Raw genomic sequence first — 22,536 nt, forward strand, 5'->3', positions numbered from 1 at the left:
AAGCGAACCGCAACCAAACTAAAAAGTCTACCCACCAGCAGGGCCGATGATTCTAACCGGGTGAAAGAATCATCGGCCTTTGCACGCGCACTGAATGACAATGTCGACTTCATGAGAACTCGCTACCCGTCGTTCAGTCTTCTGTCAGTTCAAATACAGCAGAGATCGCAGGCAACCCTTCTACTTGAATCTGCACACGCAACGGAAAGATCTTATCCAGGCTGGTCTGAAAGGCACTGCAGAGCGCAACCCTCTCTTGAACTCGGCACAGTTCTCTGGCCTCATGGGCTATGAAGAGCCACTCCCCTGCATGAAACACATCCACACAGTAAGGAGTCAGATCATAAGCCCGGACAGCAACCCGGCCGAAGTGCTCTGAACCATCAGAAAAATAGAGCCCCCCTTTCACATAAAACCGGCCCACCTCGCGCAACAGATCAATTTGACCTCGATAGCAGTCTGCCGGAATTTCCACCGCATCATCCTCTTCCAGTCCTGCAGGCAGTGCTGGACAATCGGGAAACCAGTCGCCAGACTCGGCATCTACCCAGATCGAATCCGGTAAGAAATCCTCGGGTAACAGATCATCGAAGTGCTTGATGCGGGGTGACATGACAAGGCTCTCTGATTCTCGTAGTAGAATTCATGAATGATTGCAGACGATCGCCATTCAACATGGATCGCAAACAGAAATCAACAGTTTTCACTGGCACCCTACTCCCATCACGCTAAAATCAAGGTCCGCAGGCACACTGACGACGGGCAACCACACCGCTGATCTGGCTGCCCACCGACCATCTACTTTGATAACCCACTTATAGTGAGCACCCGATGGCCAAAGCTTCATATACCCTGCGCGAAGGGCGTGTTTACGTCCATCAGAAATGTCGGCAATCCACCCAGGTCAATGGCGACGATTTCGAAGGCTTATGCAACCCGTTCAAACTCTGCCTGGGAACCGTCTGCGCTCATTGTGGCGGCCCCCGCGCATTGCGCACTTTCCACTGGGCTGACACCGGCGAACAACTGGATGACTACCGCAGACGCCTCCGCACGAAAGTTCCCCCGATCTATTCCTGGTGGTATCTCTGGATCTCCCCAATGATCGGCCTCATCGCCGGCACCATTATCGGGCCACTCTTTCTGAATAACAGCAGCCTGCCCGTCGCCGCCGGCTCCGCCCTGGTCGGCGCACTGATCATGTACCTGATCATCGGCCCCAAACTGTTGATGCTGATCGCCCCGAAAAAGTATTATCAACTCAGGTAGCAGGCTCCCAGCTTTATCAAACAGAGACTTCCTGCATCTCCACTTTCCGTGACAACCAGAGATCTACGACCCGTTGTTCTTCTGCCGTCGCACTCCGATTCTGTTTCCCCCGCGCCTGCGCCAGCGTACATGTTCGTGGATCGACTTCCAGCGTCAGACAGGGCTGATCATTTCGCGTCAGCCGGAAGATCGCTGAGGTCCCTTTCACACAGCGACTTGTATAGCCCGCTACACAATGCCGCATCATTTTTCCCTCATATTGCAACTCCACGCCGGAGGTCAGTTCGTGCACCTTCCATTGATTCCACTCATCTGACCAGCTCCAGTCCCAGCCATGCTCCCGCCATCTCACTGCAGTATAGTGAGCTTGATACCCATCAAAGATAATCCTCCTGCGAAACTCTTGCGCAGATTGGCAGATCGCCTCGAAGGTGCGTCCCTTCCAGGTAAAATTCCTCTGCAGCATTTCCCAGGTGAGAAATTCATGCATCGCCCAGTCCAGGATTCGCTCACTCAGTTCAGTCGAAAGCTGATCACGGTGACTAATCAACCAGTTGACCGTTTCAGACCAGAACGCCATTTGGTTCTCGCCACCAGCTTCGGTCGGATCAATGGCAAACGCCGGATGCAGTGCCAACCACTTCCAGATCTGCACATCACCACCAAGTCGGCGTACTTCTGCGTAGATACAGGCCAGAGCAGGAGTACGAGGCATCTCCGGCAACTCGTGCCAAGGGACATCAAACAGATACTGCTGCATTTTCCGCCACGTTTTCCCCGGCACCAGCCTCAAGCTCCCCCCCTGCCCCAGGATGATCAGCCAGTGCTGCCACTTGAACCGCTTCTCGGCGGCTTCCTGAAAATGATCCCAGGCATCGATCAGAAACTCCGGTACCGGGTAGTGCACAAACAGGTGCTGGATCAGGGATGACTTACTCTGTCCGGTCCAGGACTCCGCCGACCGGATCCAGAACGGCTTGAAAAAGACCACCAGCGAGAGCCAGCTCAATGATTCCGAGGTCTGGTCCGCCACCTGTTGCGCAGCCAGTCGCCGGATCGCTGCAGGAAGTTCTGTCTCGGGAACCAGAGACTCTATTCGCCTGATCTTGCCCTGGCTCACGGCACTTGCTAATGCATCCACCTGCGATTCCAGATTCTCTACCAGCTGAAGCAGATCGGTTCTCGCCAGCTGCACCTCTCCCTCTTTAGGCACTGCATCTGCCTGCGATGCAGATGGACGAGGAATCAGCAACTCAACAGGCCGCTTCCACTGCGATTCCAATGCCTGCTGAAATTGAAAGTAGAACCGATCCGCAGCAGAAGTAGGATCATAGCAGTCGTATTCCCAGGCCTCAGGCCAACCCTCTTCTTCATTTCCGAGGAAATCTTCAACCCGGGGCGCACTCCGAGTGGTTTTAAATTCAGCTGACTGTTGACGCAGCTTGCTAAGACAACCGGTTTGTTTGCGATACGGAAGGCGACGGCGAAAACAAGTTAGTCGTGACATCTCATTGCCTTCCCTCAACCGGAAAACAGACGGAACCGCGCCGTTGACGCAGTAATTTGTTTCACGGACACATCAGACTGGAAAAAGTTCACCAAGGTGTAACTTACAGGAACACCAGGGTCCGTGTATTCCACAAACACTCAGCTTGAACCCCGTCTTCCAGTGCCACTACAATATTCAAATAGATCGCTTTGGAACCAGGCACCAGGCTTAGCGGCCCAGAGGAGACCATATGAGTATCAGCTACATCCTCACGCCTGTTACACCAAAGCTCCTGGAATGGGGACGCGAGTGTGGCGTGCCGATTTCGCTGGAAACGCCCGCAGGTCGCACCGTTACCCGCGGCGACCTCGCACAGGTCCTGGAATCCCTGGCAGGTTTCACCGGCGATGTCCGCGGCTCCGCAGAGGACTTCACCGCCACCGTCGCTTCTGAAGAAATGATCGACTGGGAATATAAATCCGATGACCCGCTGCTGAACCAGGCCTTCGGCGGTCCTCATACCAGCCCCAGAGAATCCGCCGACATTTACCGGCTCCATCCCCCAAACCAGAGTCCATCCCTCAGCTTCCAGGGCCACCTCACGCTGATTGTCCGCATCGCCAGCGAACTCGCCAAACTCTGCGGCCCCCAGGCCGCCTTCACCACCAGCGACGGCATCCCCGCCTTCTTCCTGCCCGATCAGCAAACGCCGGTCTGGAAAGAACCATGGCTGGACGAAAGCTAACACGAAATCACCCGCCAAAATCAACATGATCTCGCACTTTCTCCTCGCTCTCACAACTTCAGCAGTTACACTGGAAATCGGACAGCTTTGTAACCGCCTCGAAACTCTCTCGGTTTCTGACTCTCACCAGGAAAGAAACGCATGGACTACGACACACTCCTGAATCAGCACCTCTGTTTTGCCTTCGATCGTCAGTTGCTTCTGGCTGACCTCGTGGAAGACCTGGACTGGGGCTACGACGTTTCCACGGGACTCCTCACCTTCGGAGACCGCTATGAATTTCAGGCGGAGATTCTGGGAACTGAGGCCGCCGGCGATTCCAGCTGGCTCTGGTCCTGGGCGAACGAGATGAGCTCCCTGCCTCCAGAACGCACGCAGGCGGCACTGGAGCTCAAGCAGCTGGGTGAAGGAGAAGGAATCCCCGAACTTTCCGATGCCCGCCACTCATTGTCGGTGGTCAACGGCCACGCCTTAGGCATGATCGCCGTTGGTCAGAAGCTCGGGCAGGCATATTATCATGGGCCACATGCCCAGGGAGCGGTTCTGCTGCTGATCGTCGAACCGGAGATGCCCTGGTCGGTCGATCACAGTCTGCAGCGCATCACTGCCAACTTCCCGCAGATCATAGCGCAGATGGAAGTCGCAGATCACAAGAACGCGCTCTTCCATTATCTGCAGCACTACGGACTGGAACCAAAAGTGAGCGCGCATGCCCTCGTGGTCGAAGAAGACGGACAGGAACTGCTCCAAGCCACATTCGATGAGCTCAACCGCCTGCAGGAATTAAAGGCGTCGCTGTCATAAACGGACGAAGATCTCTTAGCTGTTTCAGAATCGAGTGACAACTACGCAATCCGCGTATCGGTCACCGGAATCAGCTTCGGAATCGGGATCTGCAGCCCCACGACGCCGCCGTGCTTTTTCTGCAGCGTCGAGAAACGGCACTTGAGGAATCCGAACAGTTCGGGAGGCGGGTTCAGTTTCATATACTGGTCGACCAGTACCGCCATGTGGGCGTCGTATTCTTTCTGGCTGTGCGAGTGCACGTGGTAATGTCCTGCCAGGCGGCGGATGTCGCCGTCGAAGGCCGGGCTGATGTGATACAGTTCGTGCAGCACAGTAATCATCTTCTCTTTGAACGAATGGTTCAGAAACCGCGGTAGATAAAAGGTGAGGATATACAGCATCTCCTGCTGATCCTGGTACACCCGCTGCACCGTCCACTTGCGGCCGTAACGCGTGGTCTGCAGAGCCCCGTTCTCAAACCGCAGAGGCGTCAACTTGGCCTGCATGCCGTAAGGTACATTGCGGCGGGCCTGGGCAAAGGCGACCGCGATCCGGTCCATATCGACATGATGAAATTCAGGCAGCCGACGCGAGACGTCGCTGCACAGGCGGTACATCGCGTGACTGAAATTAAAAGGCTGCTGCGTTGACATGCTGTGCCAGAATCCTTTCCGCTACAACTTCACAACGACACAAGGTCGAGCCGGGGCCTGTCTTTCGTCCGGATTGATACGGGTATTCCATTTCAGCGTTTCTGCTCCGGACGTAAAAAAAGCTAAGAGCATATCAGGGATACTCTTAGCTTTAAAATTTTAGCGGGAAACCGGATTTCCGCAAAGTCGAATTCGACTCGCGACGGTTTACTCCTCTTTTTTCTCTTCTTCAGCTTCAGCAGTTTCCCCTTCTGAGGCTTCTGCTTCAGTGGCAGGAGCTTCGTCAGCGGCTGCTTCGCTTTCTGTTTCTGCTGTTTCTTCAGCGGGAGCTTCTTCGTCAGCTGGTGCTTCCTCGGTTGCTTCTTCAGTCGCTGTGGAACCCAGTGTTTCGCTGCGGCGGGTTGGCTTGACGCGATCCCGTTCGCCGACAAATTCGATGATGGCCTGAGCACCGGCATCGCCCAGACGGACGGTTGCCAGACGCACAACGCGGGTGTATCCACCATTGCGTTCTGCAAAGCGTTCTGCCAGTTCGTTGAACAGGATATCGACAGCTTCGTTGTCACGCAGTTCAGCGAATGCCCGACGACGGTAGCTCAGAGCGGGTGCCAGAGCCTGGTTCCACTGATTCCACTGCTCAGATTCACGCCAGGTCTTCCATTCGCTGGAGTTCTTCTCAGCGGAAGTTGCGTACTGGGCAGCGTTCTCGATGTGTGGCTGAGCTTTCTTGGCAACCGTGATCAGCTTTTCGATGAACGGACGCAGTTCTTTGGCTTTCTGCACGGTGGTGGTGATCCGACCGGAAACCTTGGGAGCGTTTTCAGCTTCCTCGTCGATCCGGACTGTCTTGATGAGGCTCACCGCCATGTTGCGGAACATCGCCTTACGGTGTGATGCATTGCGGCCTAATTTGCGGCCTCTCATTCGGTGTCGCATGACTTAACTCTGAATTATTCTGATTGCTGAGAGTAAAGAACTCGATGTTTGATAACCAATAATCGCGTTGCTCTGTCCGAGTTAACGCGGCTGTTGTGAAGACGAGCTGGGAATCTTCATCCCCAGACGCAGACCAATCTGGTTCAGTCGTTCACGAACTTCAACCAGCGTGGTTTCCCCGAAATTACGTACGTGTAACAGATGATCTTCCGTTTTGCCGACCAGGTCGCGAACGGTGTTGATCCCTTCCGATTCCAGGCAGTTGGTTGCACGGACAGACAGATTCAGCTCGGCCAGGCTCTGGTTGAGTTTCTCTTCCAGTTCCAGGTCGATCGGTGCGTAACCGGTCGTATCCAGCATCCCTTTGAGACCGCCTTCCGGTGGCATTTCTGGACCGGGCTCACGGTAAGTAATAAACGGATTGAGGTGTTTCCGCAGAATCTTGGAAGCTTCTACCAGGGCCATATCGGGCTTTACGGTTCCGTTGGTCCAGATTTCCAGGATCAGCTTGTCGTAGTTGGTTCGCTGACCAACACGGGTATCTTCAATTTTGTAACGGACGCGAACAACCGGTGAAAACGTAGCGTCGAGGGGAATCACACCAACTTCGGTTTCATGCTGAGCATGCTCGGAAGCGGGGATATAACCACGGCCGTTATCAATGGTCAGTTCCATGTTGAGTGGAACGTCGTCGGTCATGGTGGCGATTACCAGATCTTTGTTGATTACTTCAACCTGATCGTCGGTAATGACGTCAGCACCGGTAACCACACCACGCTCGTGTTTTTCAATTCGCAGTGTCTTGGTAGTTGAGCTGGAGTTCTTGACGATCAGCGACTTGAGGTTCAGGCAGATTTCGGTAATGTCTTCGACAACACCGGGAATCGTGGTGAACTCGTGCTGCACGCCCTGAATTTTGACGCGTGTCACTGCGCTGCCTTCCAGGCTGGAAAGCAGAATGCGCCGCAGACTGTTGCCGATCGTCGCACCGAATCCACGTTCGAATGGTTCGGCTACAAACATACCATAGGTGGATGTCATTGAGTCCCGGTCAGGGATGACACGGCTTGGTAATTCCAGTCCTCGCCAACGGATTCGCATTGAAATAATCTCCCAAGAACACTTTTAAACAGAGTGCGATTCGGAAACCACCACTCTCGTTATATTTTAATTTCAGTCTGAACGCATTCGCGAACAGTCTTCACAGCGTCACCTGCGTAACGGATCAGACGCGACGTTTTTTCGGAGGACGGCAACCGTTGTGTGGCAGCGGGGTGATGTCTTCGATCGCCTTGATCGAGATACCAGCTGTCTGCAGACCGGTGATTGCACTTTCCCGTCCGGAACCAGGTCCCTTGACGCGAATTTCCATTTCTTTCACACCAAACTTGGAAGCTTTTTCCGCACAGATTTCTGCAGCCCGCTGAGCAGCAAAAGGAGTGCTCTTACGACTTCCCTTGAATCCGGAAGTACCTGCTGTGGCCCAGCAGAGTACATCGCCGTTCAGATCGGTAATCGTAACCGTGGTGTTGTTAAACGTTGCTTTAATGTAAGCAATCGCTTTAGTGATGTGACGTTTCACTTTTTTTCGTTTGACTTTAGCCACTCTGCAACTCCTGATGTTTCTGTCTGTTGGATCTCAGAAACTGAAACTCATTTTGATGGAATGTTTTCTCGTTAAGCCGAACATGGTGCCGGCATTGTATCGTCTCTCAACTCGCCTCTGATCAGATGCCCTGAACCAGGGACCGGTCTTAGTGGCGAGCGTCCTTAACACCCTTCTTACCAGCAACGGTTTTCTTACCACCTTTGCGGGTACGGGCGTTAGTCTGTGTATTCTGGCCACGAACGGGCAGTCCGCGACGATGACGAATTCCGCGGTATGACTGAATGTCCCGCAGACGGGCGATATCCTGCTGGGTCGATCGACGCAGCTGACCTTCGACGGAATAGTCGGTATCCAGTACGTTCACGATACGACTCAGCTCATCGTCGGTCAGGTCTTTGGCCTTCATCTGGGGATTGATTTCCAGCTTGAAGCAGATATCAAGAGCCGTCACCCGTCCGATGCCGTACAGGTAAGTCAGGGAAACATAAACAGGTTTTTCGTTCGGAATATCAACACCGAGAATACGAGGCATTTTATTTCACTCCGCTGGTTGTAAAAACTGAAATTAAATCATGCAAACTGAGTGCGAGACTAACCCTGGCGCTGTTTATGACGAGGGTTGGAAGAGCAGATCACGTAAACACGGCCCTTCCGTCTGATGACTTTACAGCTCTCACAAATCCGCTTAACACTGGCTCGGACTTTCATCGTACTACGATTTCTCTATTAGTTTGGTTCACGTTTGGCGAGTCAGCAGAGAGAACCTCTCCGGCTCAAACACTGTAACTCGTGTAAATTCAGATAGTTGCGCCCATAAAATGAGCAAACTCCGGCTTCGTATCAAACCTGTACAATTTCCGAAGCGGAGCGAATCAGGAAATTATAAACGCCTTATGCGTAAATCGACAAGCGAAACACCCCTTTTTTGGTGAATTTCGCTGCGACTCGCCCGTTTATGCCTTACAGATCGCTCTCAAGTAATCCAGAGTAGTTTCGCATAACCAGATGGCTGTCAATCTTGTTGACCAAGTCCAGCACTACAGAAACCACAATCAATAATCCGGTTCCACCGTAAAAACTCGCCACCAGGAAGTCGACACCCAGCCAGGTTGAAACCAGCGTTGGAATAATCGCGACCAGTGACAGGAACGCAGCCCCCACATATGTGATACGAACCATGACTGCTTCCAGATAGGCGGCTGTCCGGGCACCAGGACGATATCCCGGGATGAACGAACCGTAATCTTTCAGGTTTTCTGCCATATCCTTGGGATTAAAGGTAATCGCCGTCCAGAAGTAGCAGAAGAAGTAAATCAATATCACATAAGAGATTGTGTATACAAAACCACGACTCATCGGCTGGAAGGCCCCGTCCAGCATGGACAGGAAGGTGGAACTGGTCCACACTGAGCTCATCCAGTGGAAGACAAAGTAAGGGAACATCAGCAGACTGGAAGCGAAGATGATCGGCATCACACCTGCCTGGTTAACACGCAGCGGCAGAGACTGACGCTGACCGCCGGAAACCCGACGACCTCGTACGTGTTTAGCACTCTGAATCGGAATCCGACGCTGTCCCTGAGTAATCGCAATCACCCAGACCACGACGAAGACAAACACGAGAGCCAGAATCAGCAACCGGTCAATCCCGGTGTCGGTTCCCAGTGCGATCCCTTTATCCAGAGCCGGTTCAATCAGACTCCAGCCTGCCTGCGGCATCCGGGCCAGGATCCCTGCCATAATCAGCAGACTGATCCCGTTTCCTATTCCGTAAGCGTCGATCTGCTCACCAATCCACATCAGGAAGATTGTCCCGGTGGTCATGGTGATGGTCGCCACCATCTGGTAATAAAGGCCCCCGTACCCGTCGAGGATCAGACTCTTACCCGAGCCCAGACCACCCGCCAGGGTATGGATCCAGAAGTAACTCTGTGCCAGACAGATCACGACCGTTGCATAACGTGTATATTCATTAATCTTCTTGCGCCCGGCTTCACCCTCTTTCTGCAGACGTTCCAGCGGTGGATAGACTGTACCCATCAGCTGGAAGATAATCGAAGCAGAGATGTAAGGCATGATGCCCAGACCGAAGATGGTACTCTGACCAATATTCGAAGCCGAGAATAGTGAGATCACCTGCATCACCTGACCCAGGCCACCCTGTTGGCTTTGCAGATCCTGCAATGTCTCGGAAAGCTGTGCCTGATCGATGAAAGGCAGCGCAATCCAGAACCCCATCCGGTAAACTGCCAGCAGAATGAGTGTCAGCAGAATTTTTCGACGAAGCTCGGGAATCTTGAAAAGTACAGTTAATTTACCGAGCATGGATAGCGGTCCTTTGTGTCATAACTCAGCAGAAGAAAAATGGATAATCTTTGTGCTTCAGATCTTAACGAATAGAGAAGAAAAGGGGAATCGTATTCCTGTCTGCTGAAATCAAGTCCTTGAATCAATTACTTATGACAAAATCCGACTGACTGAACCACCGGCTGCCTGAATCTTGGATTCAGCAGATGCGGAGAACAGGTGAGCAGTCACGCTCAGCTTTTTGCTGAGATCGCCGTTACCCAGGATTTTGACCTGATCGAACCGACCTTTAGCCAGTCCTTTCGCAGCCAGAATTTCCGGAGTAATTTCGGCACCGTTGTCGAAGGCCTGCTCGAGAGCAGCTACGTTGACAACAGCGACTTTCTTGGCGAACTGTTTATTATTGAAGCCACGTTTAGCAACACGCATTGCCAGCGGGGTCTGTCCCCCTTCGAAGCTGGTACGACGGGATGCACCCGCACGGCTGCCATAACCTTTGTGACCGCGAGACGATGTCTTACCATGCCCCGAACCGGGACCACGACCAACACGCTTGCGTTTTTTATTCTTTTGAATTCCGCGGTGTACGTCATCAATAATCATTAGACTTCTACTCCTCTCAAGCGTGCAATATCGTCACGGGTTCGCAGTTTTGAGAGCCCATCAATTGTGGCTTTCACTACATTGATTGGATTGTTGGATCCACGACTCTTAGTGTAAATGTCAGTAATTCCGACGGCTTCTACCACAGAACGCACACCAGTTCCGGCAATAATACCGGTACCAGGACGAGCGGGTAACAGCAGGACGCGGGAAGAACCGAAGCGACCGACGACTTCGTGAGGCACGGTGTGCTCAACGATCGGTACTTTGACCATGTTGCGATTGGCCTGCTTGACGGCTTTATCCACAGCCAGCGGCACTTCGATCGCTTTGCCATAACCCCAGCCTACCCGGCCTTCTTTATCGCCTACGACGACCAGAGCAGTAAAGCTGAACCGACGGCCCCCCTTGACCACGCAGGCACAACGGCGGATCTGGATGACGGTTTCTGGCGTTTGTTTTGTCGCTTCTTTTGACACGGTATCTTCTCCAACCCGTATAGAGTGTTGTCTCGATTAAAAATCCAGTCCTGCCTGACGGGCAGCATCTGCCAGGGCTGCTACCCGACCATGGTAGCGGTAAGGTCCGCGATCGAAGGCGACCTCTTTGATCCCTTTTTCAGCGGCCCGCTCACCCAGCAGTTTGCCAACCTTTTCAGCGGCAGCAATGTTGCCACCCACTTTGATTTCGCCGGCCAGAGACTTGTCTTTGGTGCTGGCTGAAACCAGGGTTGCCCCTGCAGTGTCGTCAATGATCTGGGCATAAATATGATTGTTGCTACGATAAACAGACAGACGGTAACGGCCCGTTTTACGGACTGTGTTACGAATCCGGAACGAACGTCGTGACTTCTGTTTTTTCAGCGTTTTTTCTAGTTTCATTTTACCGTCATCTTCTCTTAAACAGTGGCCATCGGCCTGACCGTCAGAATACCTGGATCACCAGCAGTTGAAAACCGTTAGTTAGCAAAGGCCTTACCGGCTTTCCGCCGTACGTATTCGCCTTCGTAACGAATCCCTTTACCTTTGTAAGGTTCAGGAGGACGTACGCTGCGAATGTTCGCTGCAAACTGACCTACCATATGCTTGTCCGGTCCGCTGACCACAATGTTGGTTGCGTTAGGAAGTTCGCAATTGACCCCCTGAGGCACATCCAGCACGATTGTGTTGGCAAACCCCACCTGCAGGCTCAGTTTCTGACCATTCAGTGATGCCTGGTAACCCACGCCCTGAATTTCCAGCTTTTTGACGAACGGTGTTTCCACACCCTGAACCATGTTGGCAATCAGTGCCCGGGTCAGACCGTGCAGAGCACGATTCTTACGCTCATCGTCAGGACGAATCACGTTGACCTCGTTGGCTTCCGAATCAAATTCCACACTCATCGCCGGATGGTAGGTAAACTTCAATTCACCCTGCTTACCTTTGACGGTGATGGTTCCGCCATCCACCTTAATTTCGACTCCGGTGGGAACGGCAACTGGTTTTTTACCGATTCGAGACATAACTTCAATTTCCAGTTAAATTAAATCGTGGCAGATACAGATCGGCCAGCCTTGCGGCACGTTTGGATTACCAGATGGTGCACAGCAGCTCGCCGCCCACACCTTCTTTTTTTGCTTCACGATTGCTCAGCACGCCCTTGCTGGTAGACAGGATGCTGACACCCAGCCCCTGCAGGACTTCCGGCATGGACCGCAGGTCCTGGTAGTGGCGACGTCCGGGTTTACTTTCACGGACGATTCGCTGAATGACGCGTTCCCCGTTGGGACCATATTTCAAATTGACACGCAGCACGTTTTGTGGAGTGTCTTCAATGACTTCATAGTCCCAGATGTAACCTTCCCGCTGCAAGGCGCCAGCGATGGCGGTCTTGATTTTGGAAGCAGGAATATCTACAAACGGCCGTTCAATCTGCAGTGCATTACGAATTCGTGTCAGCATGTCTGCAATGGGGTCTGTCATCATTAGCTGGCTACCCTCACTTTAATCTCCGACGATCTACCAAAAAAATTGTTTTGTATCTTATTGAAATCTTTGAAACGCGATTACTTGCGGAAAGGCATACCGAGCTCGGTCAGCAACAGCCGACCTTCGTCGTTATTCTTGGCAGTAGTCACGATAGTAATATTCATCCCCTGGGCATGATGCACGGAATCGGGGTCGATTTCCAGGAACACCACCTGTTCGTTGAGGCCCAGGCTGTAGTTGCCTGCACCGTCGAACGCTTTGGGATTCACACCCCGGAAGTCGCGTACACGCGGCAGAGCCAGGGAGATCAGACGTTCCAGAAATTCGTACATCCGGGTGCCACGCAGGGTCACGCGACAGCCGATTTCCTGACCTTCACGCAGTTTGAAACCAGCCACAGACTTACGGGCCCGGGTGATCTGCGATTTCTGGCCTGCCAGAATTGTCAGGTGGTCAGCTGCTTCAGTCAGACGCTTCCGATCCTGGTTGGCAGCACCAATCCCCATGCTGATCACGACCTTTTCAATCTGAGGCAGTGAGTGCACGTTGGTGCGTCCCAGTTTTTCCTTCAGGACGGGAACAATCTCTTCACGATATTGTTTTAATAATGTTGGTATTGCCATGTTTCTGTTTCAGACCGGCCGAGCTTCGGAACAGTCTTCCTTACTGAAAACTACTGATGCTGATTACTGTTTCTGGTATTTTGCATTTGCTGGACTGATCGTTCCCAGTGAGGCATCGCACGATTTACAGAACCGTTCTTTGCTGCCATCAGCGGTGTAACGATATCCGATGCGGGTCCCTTTACTGCAGGCTTCGCAGTAAAACTTGACGTTGGAAGCATCGATCGGCATCTCAATTTCCAGACGCCCCCCCTGAGGGCTCTTGGGATGTCCGCGTTTCACGTGCTTCAGGGCACGGTTTACATTTTCTACTGTCAGCTTTTTACCGCCAGCGACGACCGACAATACACGCCGGGGAGTATCGCCTGCATCGGCTCCGGTGACCACAATCACTGAATCGCCACGTCGTATCTTCATCTCAGACCACCTCGTTTGCCAGGCTAATAATTTTCAGATAACGGCGTTCGCGGAGTTCACGTGCTACAGCGCCGAAGATACGGGTCCCACGAGGGTTCCCATCACCGTCGATCAGCACGATGGCATTCCGATCGAACTTCACATAGCTGCCATCATCGCGGCGGCAGGGATACTTGGTGCGTACGATTACGCCCCGCAGTACCTGGCCTTTTTTAATGTTACTGCCAGCCAGTGTCTTCTGGATACTTACGACAATCACATCGCCGACTTCAGCAGTCCGACGGCCTGTACCACCCAGCACTTTAATGCACCGCGCGACTTTGGCTCCGGAGTTATCACATACATCCAGATCGGTTTGCATCTGAATCATGGCTTTGCCTGTTCCTTATCAACCAAAAAGATGAGGAATATCCTGATCTTTGTACTATTAACTAAACCGAACCTGTAGCCGGTCAGAAGCGACTTCAGTCCTGTTTCTTCTCTACAACTCGGATTAAATCCCAACGCTTTGTCTTGGAACGGGGACGGCTTTCGATAATTTCAACCGTATCCCCTTCCTGTGCTTCATTCTGTTCATCGTGCACATGGCAGACTGTCCGACCGCGAACGGTTTTCCCGTACAACGCATGACGGTATCGTCGCTGAATTTCAACCCGCAACGTTTTGTCCATTTTGGCACTGGCCACTATGCCTGTCAGTTTTTTTCGCATTTCTTCTACTTACCCTAACGAGCCTGATTAAGCATTATTCTGCTGACTTAATTCGCGTTCACGACGGATTGTCTGAATCCGGGCAATTTCCCGTCTGAGCCGCTTAATGTTACTCGGTGCATCGAGCCGCTCGGTTGCCGCCTGGAAGCGCAACTGAAACAGTTCTTTCTGTGTTTCCTGCAGAGCAAATGACAATTGCTCATCATTCATCTCGCGTAATTCACTTGCTTTGGTCATCAGTCAAACCCAATGATTGTTTATCAGTCTCGCTGTAAGATGCAGACAGGACTAAAGTGTTTTAAAAATCAGTAATCTGGTCGCCAGCCCTAGAGGGACGGACGACGTTCTACCAGCCGGACGTTAACTGGTAACTTGTGTGCCACACGAGCGAAACAGCGTTTTGCTGCCTCGTGCGAGACACCTGCCAGTTCGAACAGAACCGTACCTGGCTTGACGACGGCTACCCAGTGATCCGGTTCCCCTTTTCCCTTACCCATACGGGTTTCCAGAGGACGGGATGTTACCGACTTCTGCGGGAAGATCCGGATATAGAGCTTACCTTCACCTCGAACATATTGTGTGGCTGCAATTCGGCACGCTTCGATGGTTTGAGCTGTGATATGCCCCGGGTCCAGAGATTGTAAGCCCCATTCACCAAAGGCAACAGTGTTACCACGTGTCGCATTACCTTTTATGCGCCCTCTTTGGCTTTTGCGGTGCTTGACCCGCTTTGGCATTAACGCCATCGCGATTCTCCTCATCTGAATAATCACCAAGGTCAATCCAAACTTTCACTCCGATGACTCCGAAGGTGGTGTGTGCCTCGCGGAATCCGTAGTCAACGTGACGCTGCAGAGTCGACAGGGGGATTGAACCACGGCTGGCTTTTTCACGCCGTGACATTTCCGCACCACCCAAACGACCGGAAAGCTCGATCTTAATTCCATGAACGCCCGTTTCCATTACCTGGTCCAGGGCACGCTTAATAGTTCTTCGGAAGCTACCACGCTTGGAAAGCTGCTGTGCGATATCTTCCGCTACCAACGCTGCACTCTGCAGTGCATTGTCGACTTCAATAATCTTCAATTCCATCCGACGACCGGTGAGATCTTCCAGTTCGGCTTTCAACCGGTCTACTTCCTGACCCTTACGACCAATGATGATCCCGGGACGGGCCGTAAATAAGTGCACCACTACCTGATCGCGAGTTCTTTCGATCTCCACTTTCGGGATGCCGGCAAACTTATATTTGGTTTGGATAAAGTTACGTACTTTCTGATCTTCAACCAGCAATGCCCCAAAATCTTTCTTGGAGGCATACCAACGACTTCTCCAGTCTTCAACGACTCCGACTCGAAATCCGGTTGGTCGAACTTTTTGCCCCATGATACAGGTTATCCTTTAAGTATTTCTGGTTGAGAATAATAAGTGTCTGGCAATAGTGATCCGATTACCTAAGGCAATTCGGGAGCTTCAATCGATACATGAATGTGAGACATCCGGCGACGAATTGTGTAAGCCATACCGCGGGCACGGGGCTGGATCCGTTTGAACATCGGACCGCCGTCAACGCGTGCTTCGGTGATCTTCAGGCCTTCCACATTGCGGGCACCTTTATCTTCAGCATTGGCCATCGCACTCTTGATAACCTTTTCCAGGAAACGGGCACCCCGGTTCGGAATGTATTTCAAAGAATCCAGACCTTCCGAAGCAGTCATTCCCCGAACCATGTCTGCAAAAGGACGCACCTTAGTTGCTGAGATTCGTGCAAATCGATGCATTGCTCGAACTTGCCCCATGACGATTACTCCACTTCACTATTGCTTAATTTCTATCGGTTATCGGCCTGTCAGGCCGTAATCACCACCAACACAAACAGTTTATTTCTTCTTAACGGTATGGCCGCGGAAGTTACGGGTCAGGGAGAACTCTCCCAGCTTGTGACCCACCATTTCTTCGGTGACATACACGTTTAAGTGAGCGCGCCCGTTATGCACCAGGAAAGTGTGACCTACAAATTCCGGAGTAATAGTTGAAGCCCGAGCCCATGTCTTGATCGGCGTCTTTTTTCCCGATTCGTTCAACTTCTCAATCTTCTTCAGAAGTTTAACGTCAACATAAGGCCCTTTTTTCAGAGAGCGACCCATAAAACTTGTCCTCAATTATCGAAAACAGATAGTTATTTTTTATTCAGTTCAACACACTACGTCAGAGTTTCAGCTGACCATAACGACGAGACTTACGCCGCCGAATGATAGCCTTTGATGAAGCTTTTTTCTTCTTGCGGGTCTTTCCACCTTTCGCAAGCTTACCAGTCGGGCTACAGGGATGACGACCCCCGGAGTTACGACCTTCACCACCACCCATCGGGTGTGCAACAGGGTTCATACAGGTACCACGCACGTGAGGACGACGCCCCATCCAGCGTTTACGACCAGCTTTACCCAGTACAATTTTTGTATGTTCAGAGTTACCAATTTCACCGATCGTTGCCCGACAGGAACTGGGAACACGACGCACTTCGCCGGAAGGCAGAGTGATCTGAGCCCAGTTATCTTCGCGAGCGTTCAGAACAGCACCCGTACCGGCACTCCGGCACAGCTGTCCGCCACGACCTGGCTGCATTTCAACATTGTGTACCATCGAACCCAGCGGAATGTTTGCCAGAGGCATACAGTTGCCGACGTTCGGCTCAACCTTTTCGCCACTGACCACAGTATCGCCAGCGGTCAAACCTTCCGGTGCCAGGATGTAACGCTTTTCACCATCAACATAGTGCAGCAGCGCGATCCGGGCCGAACGGTTGGGATCGTATTCAATCCCGTTAACCTTGGCTGGAACACCATCTTTATTCCGACGGAAGTCGATCAGACGATACATCCGCTTGTGTCCGCCGCCACGATGCCGTGCGGTGATCACACCCTGGTTGTTTCGTCCACCTTTTTTCTTGTATCGTACGAGCAGGGATTTCTCAGGAGCCTTCTTACGATCAGTGATCGCTGCGAAATCGCTCACCGATGCACCACGCCGACCTGGTGTTGTTGGCTTGTAGAATCGGATTCCCATAATTTATTTCCTCAATGATCTGCTGGTTTCAAAAACCGGTTCACAATCTGTCTTCAATGCAACTCAACCTGCGGCTTAGAAGAATGAAATACGATCATCCTCGTGCAGTTCGACAATTGCCTTCTTCCAGGATTTTGTATAACCAACTTTATATCGATGGCGACGTGGCTTTCCGCCCCGGTTCTGGGTTCGCACGGAAACCACACGCACATTCCATAAATCAGATACCGCTTTTTTGATATCCGTTTTTGTCGCTGACTTATCAACAACAAACGTGTATGTATTGTAAGACTCAGACTGATGAGTCCCTTTTTCTGTCACCAACGGCCGGATGACGACCTGATACGGTTCCAGCTGAACGCCTTTTTTTGAACCATCTGACATAACTGTTAACCTCAATATCCAGACTGGACTTTTAAACCAGGCACTTCGTCAAATTAACCTTCATTCCGACCGAGCAGTGCATCCAGGGCTGACTTGGTCAGCACCATCTGCCGCTGATGCAGAACATCGTATGCATTCAGATCACTGGCGGGTGAAACCTGAACCCCGGCAATATTGCGGGCAGACTTCCAGACCACAGGATCATGACCATCAACCGTCAACAGACAACTGGTGCCGGTCAGACCGAGTGCTTTCAGCACACCGGCGACTTCTTTTGTTTTTGGTACTTCAAGAGCCAGCTCATCCAGCAGTGTTACCTGCTCATCTTCAAACTTACTCAGAATCGCCATCCGGGTTGCGAGCTTAACGGCCTTCTTGGGAAGACGGTAGCTCCAGTCTTTTGGAGACTTGGCAAAAGTGTGACCACCGCCCCGACGAACAGGAGTCCGGATCGCACCAGCACGGGCACGACCAGTACCTTTCTGACGAAACAGCTTCCTGGTACTACCAGCCACCATACCGCGGCTTTTGGACTTTGCAGAACCAATCCGCTTATTCGCCTGGTACATCACAACCACATCGTGGAGCAACTGGCGGTTGATACCACTGGCCAGTTCGGTGGACTCGAACTCATACTTGCCCACTTCTTTGCCAGCTTTATCTTGAATTGCAACTGAAATCATTTCGACACCATTTATTAAGGCAGAATCAGGTAACTACTTCAAACACCCGAATCAATATTTGTTAGTATGACGAATGACGAGATCACCACCGTTAGGACCGGGGACTGCACCTCTTACCAGAAGCACACCGTTCTCTTCGTCAACGCGGACAACTTTCAAGTGTCTGACAGTAATCTGCTTACCACCATACCGACCACCCATCCGTGTCCCCTTAAGAACACGAGAAGGATCTGCACTCATACCAATTGAACCACCATGGCGGTGCACACGCTTTACACCGTGTGTCGCACGCTGCCCGGAGAAGTTATGACGTTTCATAACCCCGGCAAAACCACGACCTTTGCTGGTTCCAATCACGTCAATGTGAGATACTTCATTGAACAGCGAAACGGTAAGCTCGTTACCCACTTCGCAGCCATGATCTTCACCATCAACGCGAAACTCTTTAATAAACCGCTTGGGTTCACAACCGGCCTTATCGGCAACGGCCACACCCGCTTCTGTACGTTTTTTCTGACGCTTACTGTCCAGGGCAGCAACATGACCACGCTCACTGCGAGCAGAGAGACGACGAGGCTTATCTTCAAAACCGACCTGAACCGCTTCGTAGCCATCGGTGTCTAACGTGCGCACCTGCAACACATGGCAGGGGCCAGCCTGAATCACCGTAACAGGAACCAGGACTCCATCGTCGTAAACTTGGGTCATTCCGACCTTTTTACCCAGCAGACCGACAGGCATACTCATCACCCTTAAACAACGGGAACAGAGCTTCTACGAAATCCGCCCGCAGGCGAAAGCAAGAAGCATAGCACCACCAGCGATCGAGTCGCCGGATCCCTAACCAATCAAGCAGACCCGGCGCAACACCAGACCTGCGAGCATCATAACGAAAACTTTAAAAGAACTAGTTTCCGCCAGCGGACGCCTTAATTTTAATATCAACCCCAGCAGGCAGAGACAATTTATTCAAAGCATCAATCGTCTTGCCGGTTGGAGACAAAATATCAACCAAACGCTTATGAGTCCGAATTTCAAACTGCTCACGAGATTTCTTGTCGATGTGAGGCCCCTTCAAGACCGTATATCGCTCAACCCGCGTCGGCAGAGGAATGGGGCCATGCACAATCGCACCGGTTCGCTTCGCCGTATCAACAATATCTGCTGCCGACTGATCCAACACGGAGTGATCATAAGCTTCCATGCGAATTCTAATTCGCTCTTGACTCGCAACGGCCACCAATAAATTCCTTCATTAAAATATGACTCAGACCCTGTTTAGACAATTTTCTCGCACAGGGAAGCGAGCAATATTACTGAGAGCCTCACCGGTTGTCAACAACCCCAATAAAGCAGAAAATGCTTTTTTTGAAATTCTGACATTCCAGCTCAATCAGCGACCCAGCCACTGTTCATTTGAAACCTGCCAGGCAACTTTCAAAATCGTAGACGTGACAAGTTACACATTCACCCCCTGGATACCAAGGCTGCCACGTCTCAAAATTTTAAAAATTATCCAATCATCTCTTTTAAAACGCTTTGCGGAGCCGCAGCATACTTCAAAGGCTCCATCGAGAACGATGCCCGCCCCTGCGATAGACTGCGAATCTGGGTAGAATAGCCAAACAGTTGCGACAAAGGCGCCTCGACCTCCATCACACACAAATCTCCGCGCCATTCGCTGTTGAGCACATTCGCATTCCGCGAACTGAGATCCGCCTGGATGTTCCCACGAAATTCATCAGGCGTCACCACTTCCATTTTCATGATTGGCTCGAGCAACTGAATCTTCGCGTCCATAATGCAGCCATGCAGCGCTTCGGAAGTTGCCGCCTCGACCGCCACATCGTTGGTTTCACCCTCGCGCGACTGGGCATCCAATACCACAAACTGCACATTCATCAAAGGAAACCCAACCTGGCCTCCCCCGTCGACACCTAACCGCAGCGTTTCCATCAACTCTTTTTCTAACTCCGGATTCAACTCATTCGGCTTTAGCTGACTCTTGATGGAAATCGGCTTATCCCCCTTGAAGGGCTCCAGCCGCAGCTTGACTTTGAAATACATATTCCCATTGGCCGAAGGACGATTGAACTCGACCTCTTTCTCGACAGCAGCAGAAACAGTTTCCCGATAACTCACGCGCGGCTTATGCACCCGCACACTCAAGTTGAACTCTTTCTGCATCCGGTTTCGCAACACTTCCAGGTGCAATTCGCCCATCCCGGAAACAATAGTCTGACCCGTCTCCTCGTTAGCCACAGCCTTGAACGTGGGATCCTGACGAGACAGCTTCTGCAACGTATCTTCAAGCTTCTTCCGGTCCGCACTCGATTCCGGCTCGACCGCCATTGAGATCACAGTCTCAGGAAACGAAATGGTTTCCAGCAAAATCGGATGCTGAATTTCACACAACGTATCACCAGTCACGGCTTCTTTCGGTCCGATCACCCCGATGATATCGCCGGCATCAATACTGTCCGTCTCAACCTTCTCACGCGCCCCGGCCTGCACACGCCACAACTGACTGACCAGTTCCTTCTTACCGGTCCGCGGATTCAACAGACGACTGCCACTCTTCAACTGCCCCGAGTAAACTCGCATGAAACACAAATCGCCGTGCTTGTCCGCCTGAATCTTAAAGACCAGCCCACACATCGGCTCATCCACACTTGGACCGCGCGTTTCGTGACCACCCGCCTCACCGCCCCGCTTTTTGGGCTGGGGATTAATCCCCTCCACCGGCGGCCGATCCAGCGGACTGGGCAGGAAGCTCGTCACACCATCCAGCACAGGCTGGACACCAATATAATTCAGAGAGGAACCACAGAAAGTCGGCTGCAGATCACCCCTAAGCGTCGCCTCACGGAGCAACCTGATAATGACATCCTCTGCAATGTCTTCAGTCTCGTAATACTGCTCCAGAACCGCCTCATCCAGCTCAGCTACCGACTCCAGTAATCTGGCGCGCCATTCCTGTGCCTGTTCCAGATAGGCTTCCGGAATCTCCTGCACTTCGAACTGATCCCCCATCGACTCCTGGTCATAGAACAGGGCCCGCATCTTAATCAGATCAATCACACCACTGAAGGAATCGCCGGTCGATGTTGTGCCTTCACCAATGGGAATCTGCAACGCCACGGGATTGCCCCGCAAACGCTTTTTAATCTCTTCAAACGTCCGCTCGAAGCTGGCGCCGATACGGTCCATCTTGTTAATGAAACAGATGCGGGGTACATTGTATTTATCCGCCTGCCGCCAGACCGTTTCACTCTGCGCTTCAACGCCTTCCATCGCACTGAAGACCACGACCGCACCATCGAGTACGCGCAGACTGCGCTCGACTTCAGCCGTGAAGTCGACGTGCCCGGGAGTGTCGATAATATTGATCGTGTGCCCGTTCCACTTACAGGTAATCGCCGCAGAATAAATCGTGATCCCCCGCTTCGCCTCCTCTTCGTCGAAGTCGGTTGCAGTCGTACCTTCATCCACCCCGCCCGGGCGGTGCAGGAACTTGGCGTAGTAGAGAATTCGCTCGGTGGTCGTCGTCTTACCGGCGTCAATATGAGCGATAATCCCAATGTTTCTGATCTGATCTATTGAAGTTGACATCCTGGTCCTGCCATTCCAACTGAAATTGAATCACAAAAACAAAACCCAACTGCCGCGAATCCTCCATTGGACTTCAACCGGCCAGCTGGCTTCAGACTTTTCAATCTACAAAAAAAAAGACGCAGCAGGCAATGGTTTATCACCATCGCCAGTGCGTCTGATTGATCGTTACTTTGCCTTAGCGTGAGAAGGCGAAGTGAGCAAATGCCTTGTTCGCTTCAGCCATACGATGAATATTCTCACGGGTAGTGATGGCAGTACCTTCTTTTTTGTGTGCAGACAGAATTTCGTCAGCCAGACGAACTTCCATCGGACGACCTTTCTTGCCGCGAATCGCAGCCAGAATCCAGCGAATCGCCAGAGTCTGCTGACGCTTGGGATTCACAGGGGTTGGCACCTGGTAAGTAGCACCACCAACACGCTTCGAACGAACTTCAACACTGGGCTTCACATTTTCGACAGCCTGTGTGAAAACTTCGATCGGCTCAGCATCGGGGATACGCTCTTTAATGCGATCCAGGGCCGAGTAGAACACGTTTTGAGCAATGCTCTTTTTGCCATCATGCATCAGACAGTTAACAAACTTGGAAGCCAGCAGTGAATTGAACCGCGGATCTGGCTTCAGCTGAGTCGCACTGGCTGTAAACTTCTTGCTCATTCCATCTTTTCCTCTG

Annotated in this window: 33 protein-coding genes; 3 read left to right on the plus strand and 30 right to left on the minus strand. The window is 52.0% G+C overall.

The genetic code is table 11. From position 1 onward, the window contains the following. Positions 1-133 precede the first annotated feature (133 nt). Positions 134-613, minus strand: coding sequence for a hypothetical protein (locus tag FYZ48_RS05645; protein WP_149338381.1), 480 nt, complete (start codon positions 611-613; stop codon positions 134-136). A 218-nt stretch (positions 614-831) separates the two neighbouring features. On the opposite strand from FYZ48_RS05645, the gene FYZ48_RS05650 reads away from it, so the two are divergent. Beyond that, entirely contained in the window at positions 832-1,269 is a 438-nt protein-coding gene (locus tag FYZ48_RS05650) for a SoxR reducing system RseC family protein (RefSeq protein ID WP_149338383.1), read from the plus strand. Positions 1,270-1,285: 16 nt separating this feature from the next. Here FYZ48_RS05650 and FYZ48_RS05655 read toward each other — a convergent pair whose 3' ends face one another. Beyond that, a complete protein-coding gene (locus tag FYZ48_RS05655; protein WP_149338385.1) occupies positions 1,286-2,776 on the minus strand; it encodes a PcfJ domain-containing protein in 1,491 nt (496 codons plus the stop codon). A 232-nt stretch (positions 2,777-3,008) separates the two neighbouring features. Here FYZ48_RS05655 and FYZ48_RS05660 point away from each other — a divergent pair, with 232 nt between their 5' ends. Together FYZ48_RS05660 and FYZ48_RS05665 are read left to right on the plus strand one after the other, a co-directional pair. Beyond that, positions 3,009-3,503, plus strand: a complete 495-nt coding sequence (locus tag FYZ48_RS05660; RefSeq protein ID WP_149338387.1) for a hypothetical protein — start codon at positions 3,009-3,011, stop codon at positions 3,501-3,503. A gap of 141 nt (positions 3,504-3,644) precedes the next feature. Further along, positions 3,645-4,307, plus strand: coding sequence for a DUF6882 domain-containing protein (locus FYZ48_RS05665; protein WP_149338389.1), 663 nt, complete (start codon positions 3,645-3,647; stop codon positions 4,305-4,307). 41 nt (positions 4,308-4,348) lie between these two features. On the opposite strand, the gene FYZ48_RS05670 is transcribed toward FYZ48_RS05665, so the two are convergent. The 28 genes from FYZ48_RS05670 to rpsG form a co-directional block, all read right to left on the minus strand. Further along, positions 4,349-4,942 (minus strand): putative metallopeptidase, encoded by a 594-nt coding sequence (locus FYZ48_RS05670; protein WP_145044942.1) that lies wholly within the window; start codon positions 4,940-4,942, stop codon positions 4,349-4,351. Positions 4,943-5,149: 207 nt separating this feature from the next. Further along, positions 5,150-5,878 (minus strand): 50S ribosomal protein L17, encoded by a 729-nt coding sequence (gene rplQ / locus FYZ48_RS05675; protein ID WP_149338391.1) that lies wholly within the window; start codon positions 5,876-5,878, stop codon positions 5,150-5,152. Between the two features lie 81 nt (positions 5,879-5,959). After that, positions 5,960-6,979: a DNA-directed RNA polymerase subunit alpha gene (locus FYZ48_RS05680; protein WP_145044946.1), complete on the minus strand. Its 1,020-nt coding sequence runs from the start codon at positions 6,977-6,979 to the stop codon at positions 5,960-5,962. A 124-nt stretch (positions 6,980-7,103) separates the two neighbouring features. Then, positions 7,104-7,484 carry a 30S ribosomal protein S11 gene (gene rpsK, locus FYZ48_RS05685; RefSeq protein ID WP_145044949.1) on the minus strand — a complete coding sequence of 127 codons (381 nt, stop codon included), beginning with the start codon at positions 7,482-7,484 and terminating at the stop codon, positions 7,104-7,106. Between the two features lie 148 nt (positions 7,485-7,632). Further along, positions 7,633-8,019, minus strand: a complete 387-nt coding sequence (rpsM, locus tag FYZ48_RS05690) for a 30S ribosomal protein S13 (protein WP_145044951.1) — start codon at positions 8,017-8,019, stop codon at positions 7,633-7,635. A gap of 59 nt (positions 8,020-8,078) precedes the next feature. Then, positions 8,079-8,195: a 50S ribosomal protein L36 gene (gene rpmJ, locus FYZ48_RS05695; protein ID WP_144980856.1), complete on the minus strand. Its 117-nt coding sequence runs from the start codon at positions 8,193-8,195 to the stop codon at positions 8,079-8,081. 252 nt (positions 8,196-8,447) lie between these two features. Continuing rightward, positions 8,448-9,812 (minus strand): preprotein translocase subunit SecY, encoded by a 1,365-nt coding sequence (secY, locus tag FYZ48_RS05700; protein WP_149338393.1) that lies wholly within the window; start codon positions 9,810-9,812, stop codon positions 8,448-8,450. 132 nt (positions 9,813-9,944) lie between these two features. After that, on the minus strand, positions 9,945-10,397 hold the full coding sequence (rplO, locus tag FYZ48_RS05705; RefSeq protein ID WP_145192462.1) for a 50S ribosomal protein L15: 453 nt from the start codon (positions 10,395-10,397) through the stop codon (positions 9,945-9,947). Beyond that, positions 10,397-10,876 (minus strand): 30S ribosomal protein S5, encoded by a 480-nt coding sequence (gene rpsE / locus FYZ48_RS05710; protein ID WP_145192465.1) that lies wholly within the window; start codon positions 10,874-10,876, stop codon positions 10,397-10,399. Before rpsE ends, rplO begins: the two co-directional genes overlap by 1 nt. A gap of 36 nt (positions 10,877-10,912) precedes the next feature. Next, on the minus strand, positions 10,913-11,278 hold the full coding sequence (gene rplR / locus FYZ48_RS05715; RefSeq protein ID WP_145044959.1) for a 50S ribosomal protein L18: 366 nt from the start codon (positions 11,276-11,278) through the stop codon (positions 10,913-10,915). 77 nt (positions 11,279-11,355) lie between these two features. Then, complete coding sequence (gene rplF / locus FYZ48_RS05720; RefSeq protein ID WP_145044961.1) at positions 11,356-11,901, minus strand: 50S ribosomal protein L6; 546 nt, start codon at positions 11,899-11,901, stop codon at positions 11,356-11,358. A gap of 67 nt (positions 11,902-11,968) precedes the next feature. Continuing rightward, complete coding sequence (gene rpsH, locus FYZ48_RS05725) at positions 11,969-12,364, minus strand: 30S ribosomal protein S8 (protein ID WP_149338395.1); 396 nt, start codon at positions 12,362-12,364, stop codon at positions 11,969-11,971. 80 nt (positions 12,365-12,444) lie between these two features. Beyond that, positions 12,445-12,990, minus strand: coding sequence for a 50S ribosomal protein L5 (gene rplE / locus FYZ48_RS05730; RefSeq protein WP_198422179.1), 546 nt, complete (start codon positions 12,988-12,990; stop codon positions 12,445-12,447). A gap of 63 nt (positions 12,991-13,053) precedes the next feature. Beyond that, complete coding sequence (rplX, locus tag FYZ48_RS05735) at positions 13,054-13,407, minus strand: 50S ribosomal protein L24 (RefSeq protein ID WP_145044966.1); 354 nt, start codon at positions 13,405-13,407, stop codon at positions 13,054-13,056. A gap of 1 nt (position 13,408) precedes the next feature. Then, positions 13,409-13,777, minus strand: coding sequence for a 50S ribosomal protein L14 (gene rplN, locus FYZ48_RS05740; RefSeq protein WP_145192468.1), 369 nt, complete (start codon positions 13,775-13,777; stop codon positions 13,409-13,411). A 94-nt stretch (positions 13,778-13,871) separates the two neighbouring features. Beyond that, a complete protein-coding gene (rpsQ, locus tag FYZ48_RS05745) occupies positions 13,872-14,117 on the minus strand; it encodes a 30S ribosomal protein S17 (protein WP_149338397.1) in 246 nt (81 codons plus the stop codon). Positions 14,118-14,144: 27 nt separating this feature from the next. After that, positions 14,145-14,354, minus strand: a complete 210-nt coding sequence (gene rpmC, locus FYZ48_RS05750; protein ID WP_002649721.1) for a 50S ribosomal protein L29 — start codon at positions 14,352-14,354, stop codon at positions 14,145-14,147. An 89-nt stretch (positions 14,355-14,443) separates the two neighbouring features. Next, positions 14,444-14,863 (minus strand): 50S ribosomal protein L16, encoded by a 420-nt coding sequence (gene rplP, locus FYZ48_RS05755; RefSeq protein ID WP_149338399.1) that lies wholly within the window; start codon positions 14,861-14,863, stop codon positions 14,444-14,446. Further along, positions 14,802-15,503, minus strand: a complete 702-nt coding sequence (gene rpsC, locus FYZ48_RS05760; RefSeq protein WP_149338401.1) for a 30S ribosomal protein S3 — start codon at positions 15,501-15,503, stop codon at positions 14,802-14,804. Before rpsC ends, rplP begins: the two co-directional genes overlap by 62 nt. A 68-nt stretch (positions 15,504-15,571) precedes the next feature. Beyond that, positions 15,572-15,916 carry a 50S ribosomal protein L22 gene (gene rplV / locus FYZ48_RS05765; RefSeq protein ID WP_145044976.1) on the minus strand — a complete coding sequence of 115 codons (345 nt, stop codon included), beginning with the start codon at positions 15,914-15,916 and terminating at the stop codon, positions 15,572-15,574. An 81-nt stretch (positions 15,917-15,997) separates the two neighbouring features. After that, on the minus strand, positions 15,998-16,264 hold the full coding sequence (gene rpsS, locus FYZ48_RS05770) for a 30S ribosomal protein S19 (RefSeq protein WP_149338403.1): 267 nt from the start codon (positions 16,262-16,264) through the stop codon (positions 15,998-16,000). Positions 16,265-16,325: 61 nt separating this feature from the next. Continuing rightward, a complete protein-coding gene (gene rplB, locus FYZ48_RS05775; protein WP_149338405.1) occupies positions 16,326-17,183 on the minus strand; it encodes a 50S ribosomal protein L2 in 858 nt (285 codons plus the stop codon). 75 nt (positions 17,184-17,258) lie between these two features. Continuing rightward, positions 17,259-17,567 (minus strand): 50S ribosomal protein L23, encoded by a 309-nt coding sequence (rplW, locus tag FYZ48_RS05780; protein WP_145044982.1) that lies wholly within the window; start codon positions 17,565-17,567, stop codon positions 17,259-17,261. A 53-nt stretch (positions 17,568-17,620) separates the two neighbouring features. Beyond that, the gene (gene rplD / locus FYZ48_RS05785; RefSeq protein WP_149338407.1) at positions 17,621-18,250 is read right to left on the minus strand and encodes a 50S ribosomal protein L4; all 630 of its coding nucleotides are present in this window, start codon (positions 18,248-18,250) and stop codon (positions 17,621-17,623) included. Positions 18,251-18,301: 51 nt separating this feature from the next. Beyond that, positions 18,302-18,991, minus strand: a complete 690-nt coding sequence (rplC, locus tag FYZ48_RS05790) for a 50S ribosomal protein L3 (protein ID WP_145192483.1) — start codon at positions 18,989-18,991, stop codon at positions 18,302-18,304. Between the two features lie 166 nt (positions 18,992-19,157). Continuing rightward, positions 19,158-19,490 carry a 30S ribosomal protein S10 gene (gene rpsJ / locus FYZ48_RS05795; RefSeq protein ID WP_145044987.1) on the minus strand — a complete coding sequence of 111 codons (333 nt, stop codon included), beginning with the start codon at positions 19,488-19,490 and terminating at the stop codon, positions 19,158-19,160. 272 nt (positions 19,491-19,762) lie between these two features. Then, entirely contained in the window at positions 19,763-21,862 is a 2,100-nt protein-coding gene (gene fusA / locus FYZ48_RS05800) for an elongation factor G (RefSeq protein ID WP_149338409.1), read from the minus strand. A gap of 178 nt (positions 21,863-22,040) precedes the next feature. Continuing rightward, complete coding sequence (rpsG, locus tag FYZ48_RS05805) at positions 22,041-22,520, minus strand: 30S ribosomal protein S7 (protein ID WP_145044991.1); 480 nt, start codon at positions 22,518-22,520, stop codon at positions 22,041-22,043. Positions 22,521-22,536: the final 16 nt, after the last annotated feature.

It is taken from the genome of Gimesia chilikensis, from assembly GCF_008329715.1.
Classification (GTDB): Bacteria; Planctomycetota; Planctomycetia; order Planctomycetales; family Planctomycetaceae; genus Gimesia; species Gimesia chilikensis.